At 35.1% G+C, this 18,169-nt stretch carries 13 protein-coding genes; 1 reads left to right on the top strand and 12 read right to left on the bottom strand.

The genetic code is table 11. The features are described from left to right. Window positions 1-80 precede the first annotated feature (80 nt). Complete coding sequence (locus DT250_RS12980; protein WP_060487527.1) at window positions 81-2,864, bottom strand: dynamin family protein; 2,784 nt, start codon at window positions 2,862-2,864, stop codon at window positions 81-83. Between the two features lie 483 nt (window positions 2,865-3,347). On the opposite strand from DT250_RS12980, the gene DT250_RS12975 reads away from it, so the two are divergent. Then, window positions 3,348-3,533: a hypothetical protein gene (locus tag DT250_RS12975; RefSeq protein ID WP_000461129.1), complete on the top strand. Its 186-nt coding sequence runs from the start codon at window positions 3,348-3,350 to the stop codon at window positions 3,531-3,533. Between the two features lie 455 nt (window positions 3,534-3,988). Here DT250_RS12975 and DT250_RS12970 read toward each other — a convergent pair whose 3' ends face one another. From DT250_RS12970 to DT250_RS12920, 11 genes are all read right to left on the bottom strand, one after another. Continuing rightward, window positions 3,989-4,975, bottom strand: coding sequence for a choloylglycine hydrolase family protein (locus DT250_RS12970; protein WP_097889682.1), 987 nt, complete (start codon window positions 4,973-4,975; stop codon window positions 3,989-3,991). Between the two features lie 276 nt (window positions 4,976-5,251). Continuing rightward, on the bottom strand, window positions 5,252-7,195 hold the full coding sequence (gene mutL / locus DT250_RS12965) for a DNA mismatch repair endonuclease MutL (RefSeq protein WP_098133892.1): 1,944 nt from the start codon (window positions 7,193-7,195) through the stop codon (window positions 5,252-5,254). Window positions 7,196-7,203: 8 nt separating this feature from the next. Then, on the bottom strand, window positions 7,204-9,876 hold the full coding sequence (mutS, locus tag DT250_RS12960) for a DNA mismatch repair protein MutS (protein WP_149213094.1): 2,673 nt from the start codon (window positions 9,874-9,876) through the stop codon (window positions 7,204-7,206). Window positions 9,877-10,057: 181 nt separating this feature from the next. Then, window positions 10,058-10,600, bottom strand: coding sequence for an outer spore coat protein CotE (gene cotE, locus DT250_RS12955; RefSeq protein WP_001288802.1), 543 nt, complete (start codon window positions 10,598-10,600; stop codon window positions 10,058-10,060). 125 nt (window positions 10,601-10,725) lie between these two features. Beyond that, the gene (locus DT250_RS12950; RefSeq protein WP_073516058.1) at window positions 10,726-11,157 is read right to left on the bottom strand and encodes a YlbF/YmcA family competence regulator; all 432 of its coding nucleotides are present in this window, start codon (window positions 11,155-11,157) and stop codon (window positions 10,726-10,728) included. Window positions 11,158-11,160: 3 nt separating this feature from the next. Continuing rightward, a complete protein-coding gene (miaB, locus tag DT250_RS12945; RefSeq protein WP_073516059.1) occupies window positions 11,161-12,690 on the bottom strand; it encodes a tRNA (N6-isopentenyl adenosine(37)-C2)-methylthiotransferase MiaB in 1,530 nt (509 codons plus the stop codon). Between the two features lie 428 nt (window positions 12,691-13,118). Beyond that, complete coding sequence (locus DT250_RS12940) at window positions 13,119-13,985, bottom strand: 2-oxoacid:ferredoxin oxidoreductase subunit beta (RefSeq protein WP_073516060.1); 867 nt, start codon at window positions 13,983-13,985, stop codon at window positions 13,119-13,121. Next, window positions 13,972-15,729, bottom strand: coding sequence for a 2-oxoacid:acceptor oxidoreductase subunit alpha (locus DT250_RS12935; RefSeq protein ID WP_000625432.1), 1,758 nt, complete (start codon window positions 15,727-15,729; stop codon window positions 13,972-13,974). Before DT250_RS12935 ends, DT250_RS12940 begins: the two co-directional genes overlap by 14 nt. A 227-nt stretch (window positions 15,730-15,956) precedes the next feature. Then, on the bottom strand, window positions 15,957-16,880 hold the full coding sequence (locus tag DT250_RS12930) for a dipeptidase (RefSeq protein ID WP_097889678.1): 924 nt from the start codon (window positions 16,878-16,880) through the stop codon (window positions 15,957-15,959). A 58-nt stretch (window positions 16,881-16,938) separates the two neighbouring features. After that, a complete protein-coding gene (spoVS, locus tag DT250_RS12925; protein WP_000404341.1) occupies window positions 16,939-17,199 on the bottom strand; it encodes a stage V sporulation protein SpoVS in 261 nt (86 codons plus the stop codon). Between the two features lie 149 nt (window positions 17,200-17,348). Next, the gene (locus DT250_RS12920; protein ID WP_001221093.1) at window positions 17,349-18,143 is read right to left on the bottom strand and encodes a TIGR00282 family metallophosphoesterase; all 795 of its coding nucleotides are present in this window, start codon (window positions 18,141-18,143) and stop codon (window positions 17,349-17,351) included. Between the last annotated feature and the right edge of the window lie 26 nt (window positions 18,144-18,169).

Here is an 18,169-nt window from a genome sequence, read left to right as displayed (position 1 = left end):
GCAACTGTAATAAGTTGCTCCCTTTTACTATCGTATAACATATGATGCAATGTCATATAAAAACCTCGTATATTTTACTTTTATTCTACGCTTGTTTCTAAAGTTACATCTGTATAGGTATGATCATCACCTATATTTAAAATTACTTCACATTGACGTAATCTCAATTCAAAGAGCATGATAGAATCATGATAAACTTCAGGTTGTGATTTCATCTTATGTAACATCTCTTGTTTTTCTTGTATTTCTAAATGAGTGTTTTCTACAGCTTGTTTCAAGGAGTTAAATGGATTCCTAAAGAATATGTTAATATCCCGCTCTTGCGTGTTTTCAAATAGCTCAAATTGCAAGAAAAATTTCTTCATAATAGAAGCCGTTACCTCGGTATAATCTTCATTTTCTACATACTGTTTGTATTTGTTATATAGCATACCTTTGTTTTTAGGAAGAACTCCAAATAATTTACCGGCACTTTTCAGTAAAAATTGTGCTGGCGTAAAGCGACGTAAAATATTTACTTCATCCATTTGTATTCTAGTCGTCATTCTGTCAGTATCTCTGCGCCAGTCATCAAGCACTTTAAAATCACATTCTAACTGTATTCGATTTTCTCCAAATAAAGAATTAAGTCCTTCACTAAGTTCTTCTAAGTACGATTGACTTTGAAGGAGCTCATTATTAGAAATCGCAATCCAATTTTTCATAGAAAGAGCAAAATTAGGTAATACAGTTTGTTCTAAATATTTATGTACTCTTTCATTCATCGCTTTATTTAGTTCCGTATCAATGTGCCCGAAATCGCTTTCTTCACTAATTAAATCTGAACAACTCTGTAATATCTTCGGAATATTTTCAGTAAGTTCATTCGTAATTTCCGTTTTCATTGTACGATATGACTGTGTAATGAAATGAATTTTTTCCTTCTCAAAAGTAGTAAGATTATTACTGCTACCATTTAGTTTCACTAGCATATCTTCATTCCAATGAATAGAATCCACTAAATTGTTTTCTTTCTCAACGCGTTTATCCAATAGATATGTAATTGTTTTTCGAATGAAAAACAATAGCTTTTCCGTACGTTCTGCATCGACATTTTTATGATTAAAGTTAAAATGAATAAACTCAGTTAAATCATTTAATTGTTGACTACTTGTATATAACGAAGAGTAAGGGAAAATTCTCGCATGCGGGAAATATGTGTTTATTCTCGCTTGCGTATCATGTAATACTCTTTTCACTTCTGCATCACTGTAAATGTTATCGATTTTATTTAATAAGAAATGAATTTGTAAATTTGGTGTATGTTCTTGAATGCTTAATAGAATATCACGTTCTTTGTCAGTAAAAGGTGAATCCGCATTCAATACGAATAGTAATTCGTCTACAGAATTTAAATATTCGAATACCTCATCTCTAGTATCGTTATTCCTATTAAATCCAGGTGTAACTACAAATGTAAGTTTATTTTCACTTAAAAATCTGCATGGTAATTTAAATTCAACACATGCTCTATCTCTATATGTTTGATGGTGCTGAGACATCATATTATGGTAATCAGAGACATCTTCCGTTGTTGTAATTGCTGAGTCTGTTATGGCGTTAATTTCTGTATGCGCATCATTTTTTAAAACTACTACATTTGAAATTGATTTTTCTAATATATTTTCTCCTATTATAGAGTTAATAAATGTAGTTTTTCCGTTTCCTGAAGTTCCCGTTACTAAAATGCGATTTGTGCTTAAATCTGCGAGCTCGCCAACTAACCATCTAAATCGGTGACCCATTTCTATATTATGTTTTTGTGCCCACTCTGTAATAGATTCAAAAAGATGCAAACTATACTCTAAGCCATCCACATGATTAATAGAATATAACAACAGGTTTTCAGCATGTTTTATATTTGCTGAATCTATTTCGGAAGGGAAAATCTCATCCCATGCCAATACAGCTGCAGATGGAAATACAGCATAAGATGGATTGACAACCTTTAACCAATTTGTTAACAAGTTTGGAATGATATCGTGCAATTGTTTAAGCATATATTGACCTTGAATTAATTCAAAGTACGTTCCTTCGTAAAGAGAAGAAATTTTGTCCCATATATCGGACGAATGTATTTCAATATGTAAGAAAAATTCATTTATTGTGTTAAGCCATGATAAGTAATTTTGTTCGTTTTTATAACTATTCCAAAGTGATGAAACCATTTGCGTAAATTGTACTTGATCTACATTATTTAACGTAACTAATACTTCATAAAAATAATCTGGTGAAATATGTTTAGTAAATCTTTTATCGATATATCCTTTTAAAACCTCAAACCACGGATAAGATTCTGTTCGAATTAACTCATTCACAGCAAGCTCTACTGCACTATCAAAATCTTGCTGCTCCTCATAAAAGGAACGGGCAATTTTTGTGACATTTGGATAATCCGGATTTAAAGAAACTGCTTCTTTAATAACAGCGAAAGCAGAGTCAAAATTATTTTGCTCTATGTAAAGAGAAAGTAATTGTAATCTAATCTCCGTCATCAATATTATATTATCAGTAGTAATGGACGTATAAACATTTTCAGCAACTGGTAATTGATTAAGCTCGAAATAAGCATCGGCAATATTTTTTTGTGCCCATGGTGCTAATTCATTACTAACTTTTTCCCATTTAAAAATAGCTGCTTCAAAATCTTGATGGCGATAATAAAATTCACCTTGTGCAAAACGAATGTAAGATCCATCAGAAATCTCATTTCTTTCTTCGTTTACATAAGCTTCTCCAAGTACATCAATAGGTGGTTTTGTTTCATTCTCCATTAGGAATGTTTCATAATACATCTTTTTTATTAATTGTTTTTCTACTCTCATCTTTTCCCCCACTATATCTTGAAAATACATTTTTAAGATATGTCAATACTTTTTGTATGTATGCTTTTTATCTTAACAAAGAATATCTTTTGGAAAATTTCATTTTCCTTTCATTTTTCAAGTTAGATTGAATTTTTATGAGAAAAGTTTCAGTTTTTTTTCAATTTCCTTTCAGTTATGAAACAGCATTAAATGTTCCTAATAACCTAATAACACTATAATCTCCCGCATTATATTATCAGGAAAAGTCTATATAAACCCATATTATAAAAACAATTTATAACGAATATATATGCATTATTCCCTTCCCTAATAAATAAAAGAAGCATTATCATATATTTCTCACATTGTTTTCCTTTGAAATATTTCAGTAGTTACGTAATTTAATTCCATTAACCTCTATAAATAACTAGTCCAAAAAAAATCTATATGCATATCATGTTATAGTAAAGAATTCAGGAAATCCTAAAAGGAGGCATTTTCATGTTTGAAGATAAATCTAAAATAAACTACCCATATGAATTTACTGAAACTACAACAATCCCGCTAAAAAACCCCATCAATAAAACTTTCAAAAACGGCTCTGGTACACATACTTTCCCAATTAAAAAACACTATAAAGAACAGGTGTTATATACGGAAAAAATTAATAATAATAAAAACAAATAACCTTATAGGCCCTTATAGCACTAAATATATAAGAATCTATATTAGACCTTGCATAGTTATAGGTAATAAATAAATTTTTCTTATACAACTCATGTACTTTTAAAAAGTGCTGATATACAGCGCTTTTTTATACATAGATAATAAAAGAACAAAAAAGGGTATGGATAGTTTCCATACCCTTTTTGTTCTTTACTATTTATAAATAAAGTACGCCCATATTTATTTTACCTAGTAGCACTTTAATGGCCCCTCTAGAAAAAATAAAAACTAGTTTAATTAAAAATAAATTTCTTAGCCAATGCTCCTACCAGCATAAATTTACTCGTTGGCGTAATTGAAGAAAGGAGTAAATTTATGATAAATCACAAAGTTAAAGAAGCACCCAACAATTATATTGGCCATTATTGCTCTATTATATATATTTAAAAATTTACTAAAAGTTGTTTCAAAGCTACTTAGTTTTCATAAAATATTTTTTGTTTCCGTTGGAACGGATAAGCTTTAATCTCATCTGTATCTAAATTTTCATGAAATAAATGAATGGCTATAATTTGTCTACAATCGTAGGTATGATAATAATATGTTCCGGACTCCATACACATTACGCTTGTATATATGGTATTATCTAATGCACCTTCTTCTGTTATTACTCCGCCTTTAGGAACCTCGCAATTTGATAAAATATGAAATAGGGCCGATACTCCCTCTTCTTCACTATCTATACCTTGAATGTTTTGTTTGCCATATGCTGCTCGCACAAACCTTGATGGCGGGGTGAAATCCCCTGGAAGTCCCATTGAACCTGAGCCCTGACCAAAAGCACTTAATGGTAAGTTACTCCACTCAGTTGGCGCGAATGGCTGCGATTTAAGGCCAATATATTGTCTTAAATTTTGCAAATGCCAATTAAACTCCGGACTATTCGTCATCACTCCTAGTGGGTTATCATACATTTTTAACCCTTCATTTGTCGGCTCCAGTACAATGCAATCTCCCCATTTATCCGCTAAAATCCAATGTAGCGGTGGCGTAAGTCCTAAATCCGGTAATGGTATATCCAAAAAGGTAAGGCTATCTACAGATTTCTTTAACTCTTTGACAGAATTGAATTGTGTCAGACTCCAAGTCACAAAATCAAATGGAGCCAAATTTGTATTGTTGTCATCTATGCTTTGACTATAAGTAGCGAATCCTGGAAAATAGAGTGTTGCACATGTCATACCTGCTTCATTTACTCCGTCCGCCATAATGATCCTTCCTTGATGATTAATACCCATTCCAACCGTAGCATGTTTCGTATTAATAATTTCACCAGTTATATTATTCCACTGGTAATGTCGAGGAATAATTATTACTTCTTGATTCATATCTAATGTGAAGTCCATCGTTCTTGCAAAAAGGTGCTGACCGTTTTTTGTCTGTAATGTCAAACTAGTACACATAAAGAACACCCCATTTTATGGTTTTATCTACACTTTACATAATTCCGATAAGTCTGTAAATTAAAAACTCTTCCCTTACAAAAAATGAGAAAGCACATATAAAGTACAAATAGGTTGAGCTTATCTGGTTATCTCTAGTTTATAAATGTTTTTTAAAAATATAGTTGGAAAAGAATTATATTAAAAAGGAGCGACTTATTACTATCGCTCCTTTTTATTTCACTCTATATTTTATTAAAATAACAAGAAACCATTTTTTCTCTATGAACAGTATCCCTACATAACCCTCTTAAACATCTTCTCCAACTCATAAGTAGAATGATGCACAAGAATCGGTCTTCCGTGCGGGCATGTGTATGGGTTTGTTGTTGTACGTAGTTCTTCCAGTAAAGCAAATATTTGATCGTTCGTTAAATATTGATTTGCTTTAATGGATGCTTTACAGCTCATCATGATGGCTGCTTCTTCACGTAACTTTTTAATATCCACTTTTTTTAGTTTGACAACTTGTTCCATCATTTCGTCGATAATTTCTGTTTCTTGACCTTTTGGGAACCACGTTGGATGCGAGCGGACGATAAAGGATTGATGGCCGAATTGCTCCAAGAATAGTCCAACTTTTTTCAGTTCTTCTAGTTGCTCTTCGACACGTAAAAATTCAGTAAGAGATAGGTCAATACGGTATGGTACAAGTAGTTCTTGTACTTCTTGCGCTACCCTTCCTACCTTATCCCGGAAGTATTCATAATTAATACGTTCCTGCGCGGCATGTTGGTCAATCATATATAAGCCTTTATCATTTTGAGCGAAAATATATGTTCCGTGCATTTGTCCAATTGGATAAAGCGGTGGTAAGTCATTACCGTTCATTTCAATCTCTTCTATTTCCTGAACTTCTTCTTCCAATTCCTCTAATTCAAAGTCTTCATCGTTACTGTTCCACGATTTCTCTTTTTGAATTGGTTCTTCCATTATCGGTTTAGTAGATGGCTGCCAACTTTGTTCTTCCCTTACGAGCGACTGTGGTGGTTGCCATTCTTGTTTCGGCGGTTGCCACAGTTGTGCTGGCTGTTTCACAGTCAGTTGTTCTTCTTGTTTTTCATCCATGCCAGTCGGTAAAACAATGTCTGGCATAGATGGCTCTTTCGGCTTCGCATGCTCAAACTGGAACTGTTCTTGCACACTTTCATCTTTTTCTTTTTTCTTCGTTGTTACACCTGCATCTGGAATGAGCTGTATTTTTTTGAATGCCGATTGCAATGTTTCTTCGATAAGCTTTAGTAATTCTTGTTCTTTACTAAAACGAACTTCTAATTTCGCTGGATGTACGTTAACGTCAACAAGCATTGGATCCATTTCAATCGATAAGAAGCCGATTGGATATCGTCCGACTGGCAGTAATGTATGGTATCCTTGCTGAATGGCTTTCATTAATACGAAATTTCGAACGTAACGACCATTTACGATCGTTGACATATAATTTCGAGATGCTCTCGTTACTTCTGGTAATGTGACATAGCCTTTAATTGTAAAATCTAAAGATTCAGCTTCAATTGGAACAAGCTTCTTCGCAACTTGAATGCTATAAATTGATGCAAGTACTTGTCTTACATCACCATTTCCTGATGTATGAAGCAATTTCTTTTCATTATGAAACAGCTTTAATGATACTTCTGGATGTGACATTGCAATACGATACACGATATCTGTAATATTCCCAAGCTCTGTATGAATGGTTTTCATATATTTAAGACGCGCTGGTGTATTAAAGAATAAGTTTTGTACTGTAATATCTGTTCCTTTTCGGCTCGCTGTTTTCTCCTGCTTTATAATGTCTCCACCTTTAATCATAAGGTGTGTACCAGGTGCATCACCTGTGCTAGTAATTAACTCTAATTCACTAACTGAAGCAATACTCGGCAACGCCTCACCACGGAAACCGAGTGTTCTAATACGAAACAGATCGTTTTCATCTTTAATTTTGCTCGTCGCATGTCGTTCAAAAGCGACAATACAATCTTCTTCTGCAATGCCGTCCCCATTATCAATGATGCGAATTTTTGATAAACCAGCTTCTTCTAAGTGGATTTCAATAGATGTACTATTCGCATCGATAGAATTTTCCACAAGTTCTTTTACGACTGAGGCAGGGCGCTCTACTACTTCCCCTGCCGCAATTAAGTTAGAGAGTTGGTCATCGAGTTTGCGAATTTTCCCCATCTACTTACTCATCCTTTCTTTAACTTTTTCTGCAAGCGATACAGTTCGTTCATCGCCTCTAAAGGTGTCATATCAAGTAAATCAATTTTTTTAATTTGCGCAAGTACTGCCGTTTCTTTTGCATCTAGAACTGACTTGTCTTGTTTTTTCGAAGACTGTTCTCCACCAAAGAATGATAATTGCGATTCTTCCTCAGTCTCTACTTTCGTCTCTTGTATTTCTGCTGGTTCTTCTTTTACAACAGCTGGTTCTGGAGCCACTTCTTGTACTTTCACTTCTGTACGCTTTGGAATAATAATTTCTTCTTGTCCTTCTAGTTGCGCTAACACTTCTTTCGCACGAGCGATTAAGCTATCTGGAAGCTCCGCAAGTTGCGCAACGTGAATTCCGTAACTTTTATCAGCTGCTCCATCTTGGATTTTATGAAGGAATACTACTTTTCCATTCTCTTCAATAGCTGAAACGTGTACATTCTTCAATTGTCCTAAACTTTCTTCTAGCACCGTCAATTCATGATAATGCGTAGAGAATAACGTTTTCGCACCAATTTGGTCATGAATATGTTCAATGATTGCTTGTGCAAGTGCCATACCATCATACGTAGATGTACCGCGTCCAATTTCATCGAATAAAATTAAACTTCTTTCTGATGCATTTGCAATTGCATTTTTCGCTTCTAACATTTCGACCATAAATGTACTTTGACCCGAAATTAAATCATCCGCTGCACCAATTCTCGTAAAGATTTGATCGAATACAGGTAATACCGCTTCTGTTGCTGGTACGAAACAACCAATCTGTGACATAACAGTTACAAGTGCTAATTGTCTCATATACGTACTTTTACCAGACATGTTCGGTCCTGTAATTAAAAAGACATCCATTTTCTCCGGCATAATACAATCATTCGGTACATACAATTTCCCGTTCAATACTTTTTCAACGACAGGATGACGACCATCTTTAATAAAGATTTCGCGCTTAGTTGTTAAAACAGGTTTTACAAACTGTTCTTCTTCACTAACTGTCGCGAAACTTTGCAGTACGTCTAATTCACTAATTACTTTCGCTAAATGTTGTAATTTCGGAATAAATACTTTTACTTCTTCACGAAGCGCTGTAAATAAATCGTATTCTAATTGTACAATTTTCTCTTCTGCTTCTAAGATTAATGTTTCTTTTTCTTTCAATTCATCTGTAATGAAACGTTCCGCATTAGCAAGCGTTTGTTTACGCTCATAGCGGCCTTCTGGAAGCGCTGCAAGATTCGCCTTCGTCACTTCAATGTAGTAGCCGAAAATACGGTTGTACCCGATTTTTAACGATTTAACTCCTGTAATATCACGCTCTCGTTTTTCAAGCTCAGCGATCCACGTTTTCCCGTTTTTACTAACGTAACGATATTGATCAAGCTTATCATTATAACCGTCTTTAATAATATCTCCATCTTTAATAGAAAGCGGTGGGTTTTCTTGAATACTTCTTCCTAGTAATTCAGTTAAGCTCTCACATGGATCCGCACCTTGAATTAACCTTGCTGCATAAGCATTATCTAACAGACTAATCGCTTCTAAAATAGCCGGTACTTGAAGTAAAGATCGTCTTAACTGTAATAAGTCCCGTGCATTCACATTACCAAATGCAACTTTCCCTGCTAAACGTTCTAAATCATATACTTCTTTTAATTTTCCTTTTAAATCTTCACGTAAGAAGTAATCATTTACAAATGTTTCAACCATTTCTAAACGCTCTTCTACTTTTTCTTTCTGGATCAGCGGACGTTCCATCCACTGTTTTAACATACGACCACCCATAGCTGTTTTCGTTTTATCTAATAGCCATAATAATGATCCTGTTTTTTCTTTCGTTCGAAGTGTTTCTGTCAGCTCTAAATTTCGCTTTGAATGCACATCAATTTTCATAAATTGATTCGTATAATAAATTTCCACTGGTTGTAAATGGTCTAACGAACGTTTTTGCGTTCTTATTACATAGTTAAATAAACGTCCAACTGCTTTAATTAACTTTGCTTGCGAAACGTTTTTCACAAGATGTTCTAACCCTTCCGGAATCGTTGTTGCATCTTCATACGAAATCGTCATTTTTAATGTTGCAGTTAATTTATTTAATTCATCTTTTGAAAATGTAGAATCTACAACAATTTCTTTTGAACCAGTTGCATACACTTCTAATAAAATATCTTCTACTGAACCTGTTAACAACGTTACTGTATTTTGTCCAGTCGTTAAATCATTACAAGCTAAAGCATACGATCCATCTTCAAAATGTGTTAATGCTGCTAAGAAGTTATTTTCTTTCTCATCAATAGTACGCCCTTCCATCATCGTTCCTGGCGTAATTAGTTGTACTACTTCACGGCGTACTACACCTTTAGCTGTTTTTGGATCTTCCACTTGCTCACAAACAGCTACTTTATATCCTTTTTCAACAAGTTGTTCAATATAATTTTTAGCTGCATGATGTGGTACACCGCACATCGGTATACGATCACTACTACCACCATCTCGGCTCGTTAATGTAATTTCAAGTTCATGAGCTGCTTTAATCGCATCTTCAAAGAACATTTCATAAAAATCACCTAATCGGAAAAATAAAAAGGCATCTTGATAGTCTGCCTTAACCTTTAAATATTGCTGTATCATAGGGGTATATTGAGTCATACTTTTCCTCCATAATTCTTACATAGTAATCGATTTTCATATATGTCACACTTCACGGACATCCATATCTCCTATTTCAGGAGTCTTTCCTCATTATAGCACATTTCATAAGGAATCATGTTCATTCAAGCATCACTTATGTAAAGTAAAAAGCTAGGAAGAACTTCTCCCTAGCTTTCTATTACTCTTCTTCTGCATCGACGATAAAGTTCGGATCTAATTCTTCAAACTCATCATCATCGACTTGGAAATCCTCGTCTGATTCTACGCAACCTTCAGGATTTACACTTACACAAATTTTCGTTTCCCCAACTACTTCTGTTACAAATTCACGTTCTACAGTTACAACAATTTTATTACCATTTGGTGATACAAGAGCTTCTAAACAATTTGGTGGCTGAATGACACGAGCAATAATTTCTAAATCATCACCAGAAAAGTTTTTATCACGATACCCAATACTCACTTCATCAGTGTAGTTCACACGTTCTGTTACAACTTCTGTCTTTGTATTACCATCAAATGAATACCAAGTGTTCACATCATAGAAACCTTCAATTTCCACATGCTTTCCATTCTTTCTTGCTTCGTACGAGTGGTTAATTACCCAGCACCCTAAAATACTTGTTGGCTCATTATTCGATTCACATGTATGCGTTGACTTTGTATACTTACGTCCTTTTCCAACCACTGCTTTTGTAATAATCTCTCTAAATTCGGACATTCGTAACCCTCCTCAATCACTATTCACTTAATCATATGCGTGACAATAGCGGAATGTGTCATTCTTTTTTCGAGAAGAACTTACGTTTAACCCATTAAAAAAAGAGATGTCAATTCGACATCTCTTTAACAACCACAATTTCCTTTTTTACTTTCTACCGCTGCGCCCGTTTCACCCTTCAATACATCGCCATTAGTTGAAATTAATATTTCATCTGTTACGTTGTTAGAAATCGTACTTGCAACTAGCTGGAGTAAGTCATTTACATATGTTTGTGAAGATTTAAATTCTTGCACAACTGGGATACTATCCAACTTATCTTGCAATGCATCAATGTCAGCTTCTACTTTTTTCAAAGCTTCCCATTTCCCGTAATGCTGCAAGTTTACTGCTTGTTTTTGCAGTGCTTTAATTTCATCAATTGCACGCTTTACATTTTCATTTTTATGAATTTGCGCCTCTGCTTTCTTAAAGAAATCAACTTCTTCTGTTTCAGAAATCATTTTTGCTAATTCTTTCGCTTGTTCAACAATTTCATCTTTCGAATATACTTTCATCTATTATTCCACCTCAATCGGCTCTTCAACTAATTCCCCGTTAAGAGACCAAGTTTTTGCTTCCGTTACTTTTACTTTCACAAGCTGACCAATTAAAGATTTTGAAGCGACGAAGTTTACAAGTTTATTCGTACGAGTATAACCTGCGAGTACTTCTGGATTATTTTTACTTTCCCCATCAACTAACACTTCTACAATTTGACCTTTGTAACGATTATTCTTTTCAATTGCCAACGTATTTACTAGTGTATTTAAGCGTTGAAGACGTTCTTTTTTCACTTCCATCGGTACATTATCTTTCATTTTTGCAGCTGGTGTACCTTCGCGCGGTGAATAAATAAAGGTAAAGGCAGTATCAAATCCTACTTCACGATATAACGACATCGTTTCTTCAAATTGCTCATTTGTTTCATTTGGGAAACCAACGATAATATCAGTTGTGAATACTGCATTTGGAATTGCTTCTTTAATTTTTCTTACAAGTTCTAAATAATGCTCACGTGAATATTTACGCGCCATAATTTTTAACATCTCTGTGCTTCCAGATTGCACCGGTAAGTGAATATGTTCTACTAAGTTTCCACCTTTTCCAAGCACTTCAATTAGGTGATCATCGAAATCACGTGGATGACTCGTTGTAAAACGAATACGGGCAATATCAACTTTACGGAGTTCGTCCATTAAATCGCCAAGTCCGTATTCAAAATCTTCAAAGTCTTTACCATATGCATTTACGTTCTGTCCAAGTAACGTAATTTCTTTATAACCATTCGCAGCTAAATGACGGATTTCTTGGATAATGTCTTCTGGACGTCTGCTTCGCTCTTTTCCACGTGTATACGGTACGATACAATATGTACAGAACTTGTCACAGCCATACATAATATTTACCCAAGCTTTAATATCGCCACGGCGTACTTTCGGAAGGTTTTCAATTACATCCCCTTCTTTTGACCAAACTTCAACTACCGTCTCCTTCGAGAACATTGCATCCTTTAGAATGTACGGTAATCTATGAATATTATGCGTTCCAAACACCATATCTACATGCTGATTTTTTTGCATAATTTTATTTACAACAGATTCTTCTTGCGACATACAACCACATACACCAATTAAAAGGTCCGGATTTCTTCGTTTTAATGACTTTAAATGACCTAGTTCACCGAACACTTTATTTTCAGCATTTTCACGAATGGCACAAGTATTTAATAATACTACATCTGCATCTTCAGTTGAAAAGGTTGGTTCATACCCAAGTGCGGTGAAAATACCCGCCATTACTTCTGTATCATGCTCATTCATTTGACAACCATATGTACGAATATAGAACTTTCTTCCTGTACCAAAATTGCGAAACTCTTCAGGTAAGCCAAAATCCCGTTCAATTTTAACTTCTTCTTTCCCTCGTTTTTTCGCGTCTTTTAAGGAAGGTGGTTGGTATACACTTTCAAAGTATTTACTATAATCTTTCTCTTCTTTTTTCGTAGAGGAATTTGCTTGTTGACTTGCTAATCGTTGTTGCTCGTTCATCGGTAATCTCCTTTCACCCTTAACTATACACACTCTATAGTCCATTTTAATGCGCTTTGACTCACCTCAAAAATGGTTAGATAGCTTGAGAGATAACTTGTCCTTTGAAACTTGAGTAATCAATCTAATCATTCATAAGAATGAAGTCTTCCCCACACACAAATAGACATTCCCTTTTAATATTTCTTTTTGTCCTACCCAAAAGCATATTGCTTTATCCTTATAAACATTACCATAGTATGAAGCGTTTCGCCAATTTTAACAAGAAAGAGGCTCTGTTTGGATCTTACATTTCATATGCAATGAACTCACCATTTTCATACAACGATTTATATATTATTTTACCATTCTGAATTTTCTAAGTAAATAAGACTATCCTATATTTTCTCATAAAAAAGGTTGCCACATGGCAACCTCCTCTTCTTATATTACATAAATTCAGCAACAAGTTCATCAAACATTTTCTGATCCATATTTAAATCAGATTGCACTAAAGGTTTCTCACTATAGCCTTTTACAAGTTCTTGGTATGAAGGTTGCGCTGTATTTTGATAAATTAAACCTGTTACTAATCCGTTATTTTCCATTAACGTTTGCATAGCCATCATGCGATTAGACGGATCATATCCCTCTACTGTACTTAGTTTTGTTAAATTCTCTTTAAACCAATCGTAAGTATTTACTTTATTGTAAGTAACACATGGGCTGTATACGTTAATTAATGAAAATCCTTTATGGTTAATACCAGCTTCAATAATTTGTGTTAATTCTTTTAAATCACTTGAAAAGCTTTGCGCCACAAATGTCGCACCAGCTGTTAAAGCCATTTCCATAACATTTAGTGATGGCTCAATTGAACCTTGTGGTGTGCTCTTCGTTTTAAATCCAGCTTCACTACGTGGTGAAGTTTGCCCTTTTGTTAATCCGTAAATTTGGTTATCCATTACGATGTACGTAATGTCGATGTTACGACGAATAGAATGGATTGTATGTCCCATACCAATCGCAAATCCATCACCGTCACCACCTGATGCGATAACTGTTAAATCACGATTTGCCATTTTTACACCTTGTGCAATTGGAAGGGCACGACCATGAATACTATGCACACCATATGAATTAATATAACCTGAAATACGACCTGAACAGCCGATACCAGAAATAACAGCAAGTTCATCTGGATTTAAGCCAACGTTAGCTGCCGCACGTTGAATTGCAGCTTGCACCGAGAAGTCTCCGCAACCTGGGCACCAGTTTGGTTTTACACTGTTACGAAAGTCCTTAAATGTTGCCATTTAATACAACCCCTTTTTTACATTCGTTGTAAATCTCTTTCGGCAAGAATGGGTTCCCATCATATTTTAAAAGACTAGAAATTTTCTCACCGTTACCAAGATTCATTTTCATAATGTTAGCAAGCTGACCTGTTGCGTTGTTTTCTACCACTACAACACGCTTCGCATTTTTCACAAGTGGATCGATTTCAGCTGTTGGGAATGGGTGAATTAAACGCACATGAGCATGGTTTACTTTCATACCCTCTTGTTCTAAGCGCTCCATTGCTTCTTCGATCGCACCGCGAGTTGAGTTAAATCCAACAAGTAATACGTCTGCTTCTTCATGCTTAACATTTTTATAAACAGGGGTATTAAACTTCAAGTTCTCCATTTTACGGAAACGTTTGTCCATTTGATCTTTACGGTTTATTGCTGATTCAGATGGCTTACCAGTTTCATCATGTTCTACACCTGTAACATGGTGAACACCATTTTTCATACCAGGTAAAACACGTGGTGAAACGCCATCTTCTGTTACTTCATAACGCTTGAAGTATGCTTTATTTTCACGTTCTGGTAATTCCGCTTCTAAATCAAGCTTACCGCGACGAATCTCCACTTTATCTAACGTAAGCGGTTCTACCGTTTGTTTTCCTAAAGAAAGCTGTAAATCCGTTAAGAAAATAACAGGAACTTGATATTCTTCAGCTAGGTTAAATGCTTCTACAATATCATAGAACGCTTCTTCAACTGTACTTGGCGCCATTACGATTTTTGGAATCTCACCGTGCGTACCGTAAATCATCGCCATTAAATCAGACTGCTCTTGTTTCGTTGGTAATCCTGTACTTGGACCACCACGTTGTGTATCAACAATTACTAATGGCGTTTCTGTAATACCCGCTAAACCAATCGCCTCCATCATTAAAGATAGACCCGGACCAGCAGATGCAGTTAATGTACGAACACCAGCATAGTTTGCACCGATTGCCATTGTACAAGCTGCGATTTCATCCTCAGTTTGGATTACTGTCCCGCCAACTTTCGGCAATTTTTTAATTAAGTATTCCATAATTTCAGATGCAGGTGTAATTGGATATGCAGACATAAAGCGAGCACCACCAGCTACCGCACCAAATGCGATTGCATCGTTTCCAATCATAAACATACGTTTCTTACCATCAGCTTTTTCAAGCTGCATCATGTTTACTTTCTCACCTAGCAATTCTTTCATATATTGAGAGCCGCGCTTAATTGCGTCCATATTCTTTTGAACAACTTGCTCTCCTTTACGACCAAAGATCTCTTCAACAACATTTAAATAAGCTGTTTCATCTAATCCTAATACCGCACTTGATGCCCCAACAGCAACCATGTTTTTCATTAATGATGTGCCTAATTCTGAAGCAATATCTGTAAACGGTATCACATATAGATTTACATCTGTATTATCAGGTATTGTTGGATTAAACTTCGCATCCGCAACTACAATTCCACCTGGACGTAGTTCGTGGAAGTTAAAATCAATTGTTTCTTGATCAAAAGCAATTAAAATATCTAAATCATCTGAGATCGCGCGTACTTCTGTTGTACTTACACGAATTTTATTATTTGTATGGCCGCCTTTAATACGTGATGAGAAGTGGCGGTAACCGTATAGGTAATATCCTAATCGGTTTAATGCAATACAGAAGATTTCTCCTGTACTTTCAATTCCTTCACCTTGTTGGCCTCCAACTTTCCATGAAAGTTGACTAATCATCTCCTACACCCCTTTTGGCTGCATTCATTGTAGTGTATTTTTTTACAGTAATAGTTTAGCATTTTTTATATAAATAAACTACAACGGACGCAAATTATGCCTCTTCTGATTTCCCTGAATCTTTAGTATAAAGCTATTTTGTTTTTCATTCTAGTATTAGGTCTTAAAAAAAGCAATAATATCAAATGAATTCATTCTAATTTTTCTGGATTTTTAAAACAAAAATCTCAAAAACTTATATGTTCAACAAAATTATCATATAAAAATCGCTCTACAGTAGATGCAGCATAGTGTTTACAAAGCTCATTCATTACATTTTCATAATCTCGATACGCTGATACATTTACAACCGTTTCTAAAATCCCATCAAAATCTGAACCAAATCCTATATTGTTCTCTCCACCTAATGAACAAATATATTCGATATGTTTTACTATATCTGCTATATTCGCTTGTTTTTCATTTGTTAGAAACTGCGGTACAAAAGTGACACCTATCATGCCATTTCGCTTTATAAGAGCTTTAAGTTGTTCATCGTTTAAATTACGTGGATGCTGACAAATTTTCATACAGTTTGAGTGGGAAGCAATAAGATTTTTTGCACTTTCTACAACATCCCAAAAACTTCTTTCATTCAGATGAGACACATCAGTCCATGCATGTAACGTATTAAGCTCTTGTACAACTTCTTTACCGAAAGTCGTTAAACCTGCCCCACGTGTCTCTAGCGCACCGTCAGCTAATAGATTGGCATAATTCCATGTTAGTCCAAAAGAACGTACCCCTAGGCGATACAACAACCGTAATTTCATTGCATCTCTTCCAATTGCTTCGCATCCTTCTAGTGTTAATATCGCTCCAATCTCGTCCTGTTTTAACATGTTAATATCATCTTTTGTCTGAATAAACTTCACACCTGGTAGGGATAAAATTTCATTATAAAAAATATCTACCATTTGTAATGCTACTTCAAATCGGTTTTCATATGCCACTGTTTCTGGCACATATATAGCAAAACATTGTATACTTCCTTTTCTTCTCTTTAATTGTTCAAATGTAATATGTAATTGCGGATCATGTTTAAAATTCTTTTTCCCTTGTGCACTCCATAACTGAAGAAGCACATCACAATGAGCATCAAAAATTTTCATTTTCATTCCTCCATTATAAAAACAACCTGTTTGCATACTGCAAACAGGTTGTTTAAGCTTAACGAGGTTCTACAATTAATTTTATTGCTGTACGTTCTTCCCCATCAATCATAATATCCGTAAACGCTGGGATACAAATCAGGTCCAAACCACTAGGCGCTACAAATCCTCTTGCAATTGCTACTGCCTTTACCGCTTGGTTCAATGCACCTGCACCAATGGCTTGAATTTCTGCTGTTCCGCGTTCGCGAATAACACCTGCAAGTGCACCAGCTACAGAATTAGGGACCGACGTTGCTTTAACTTTTAATATTTCCATTCCGCGTTTCCTCCTCGTTTCTATAAAAAGTATTAGCAATTATTTCACTTTAACTTATATTCACGAGGAATGACGCGTATTCCTGCTAAATTTCTGTAATTTTTCTAAAAAATTAAAAAATAATAACTTTTCTAAATCTTACCCAGAAATTACTCAAAAAATGGCTGATCATCATTAATTAAGATACGCTGGATTTTCTTAGCTTTTCCTGTATTAGGATCCACATCAACTAGCACTGCACTTAATTGTGTTCTACCACTTGTCACTTCAAATCGTACTGGTAAGTTTGTTAAAAACTTCTTCAATACCGCTTCTCGATCCATACCTAAAATCCCATCATAAGGACCTGTCATACCAACATCTGTGATATATGCAGTTCCGCTTGGTAAAATACGATTATCTGCTGTAGGAACATGTGTATGTGTACCCACTACTGCTGTAGCACGACCATCTACATACCAACCTAACGCTTGTTTTTCACTTGTAGTTTCCGCATGAAAATCAATAAAGATAATATTCGTACGTTTTTTTGCAATGTTAATTAATTCATCCACTTTACGGAATGGACAATCAATTGGAGGAAGGAATGTACGTCCTTGTAAGTTAATAACTGCCACTTCTGTTCCATTGCAGTTCACAAAGATAAGTCCTTTTCCTGGAGTTCCTTCTGGGAAGTTAGCTGGTCTTGCAAGATATTTTGCGTCATCAATAAATTCAAATACTTCACGGTTATCCCAAGCGTGGTTTCCAAGTGTAACCGCTTGTGCCCCGCATTCTAAAAAGTTTCGATATATTTTTTCCGTAATTCCACGTCCACCTGCTGCATTTTCTCCATTAATAATGGTTACTGTAGGTGTATATTTCTTCTTTAATGCCGGTACGTATTGTTGAATCATACCTCTACCAGGAGATCCTACTACATCCCCAACAAATAATATTCTCATATGTCTTACCCTTCCTATGTACTACA

The sequence above is a fragment of the Bacillus sp. AR2-1 genome (assembly GCF_008368755.1).
In the GTDB taxonomy this organism is placed as follows: domain Bacteria; phylum Bacillota; class Bacilli; order Bacillales; family Bacillaceae_G; genus Bacillus_A; species Bacillus_A wiedmannii.
Note: the sequence above shows the minus strand (reverse complement) of the source record. Positions and strands in the feature narration are given on the sequence as shown.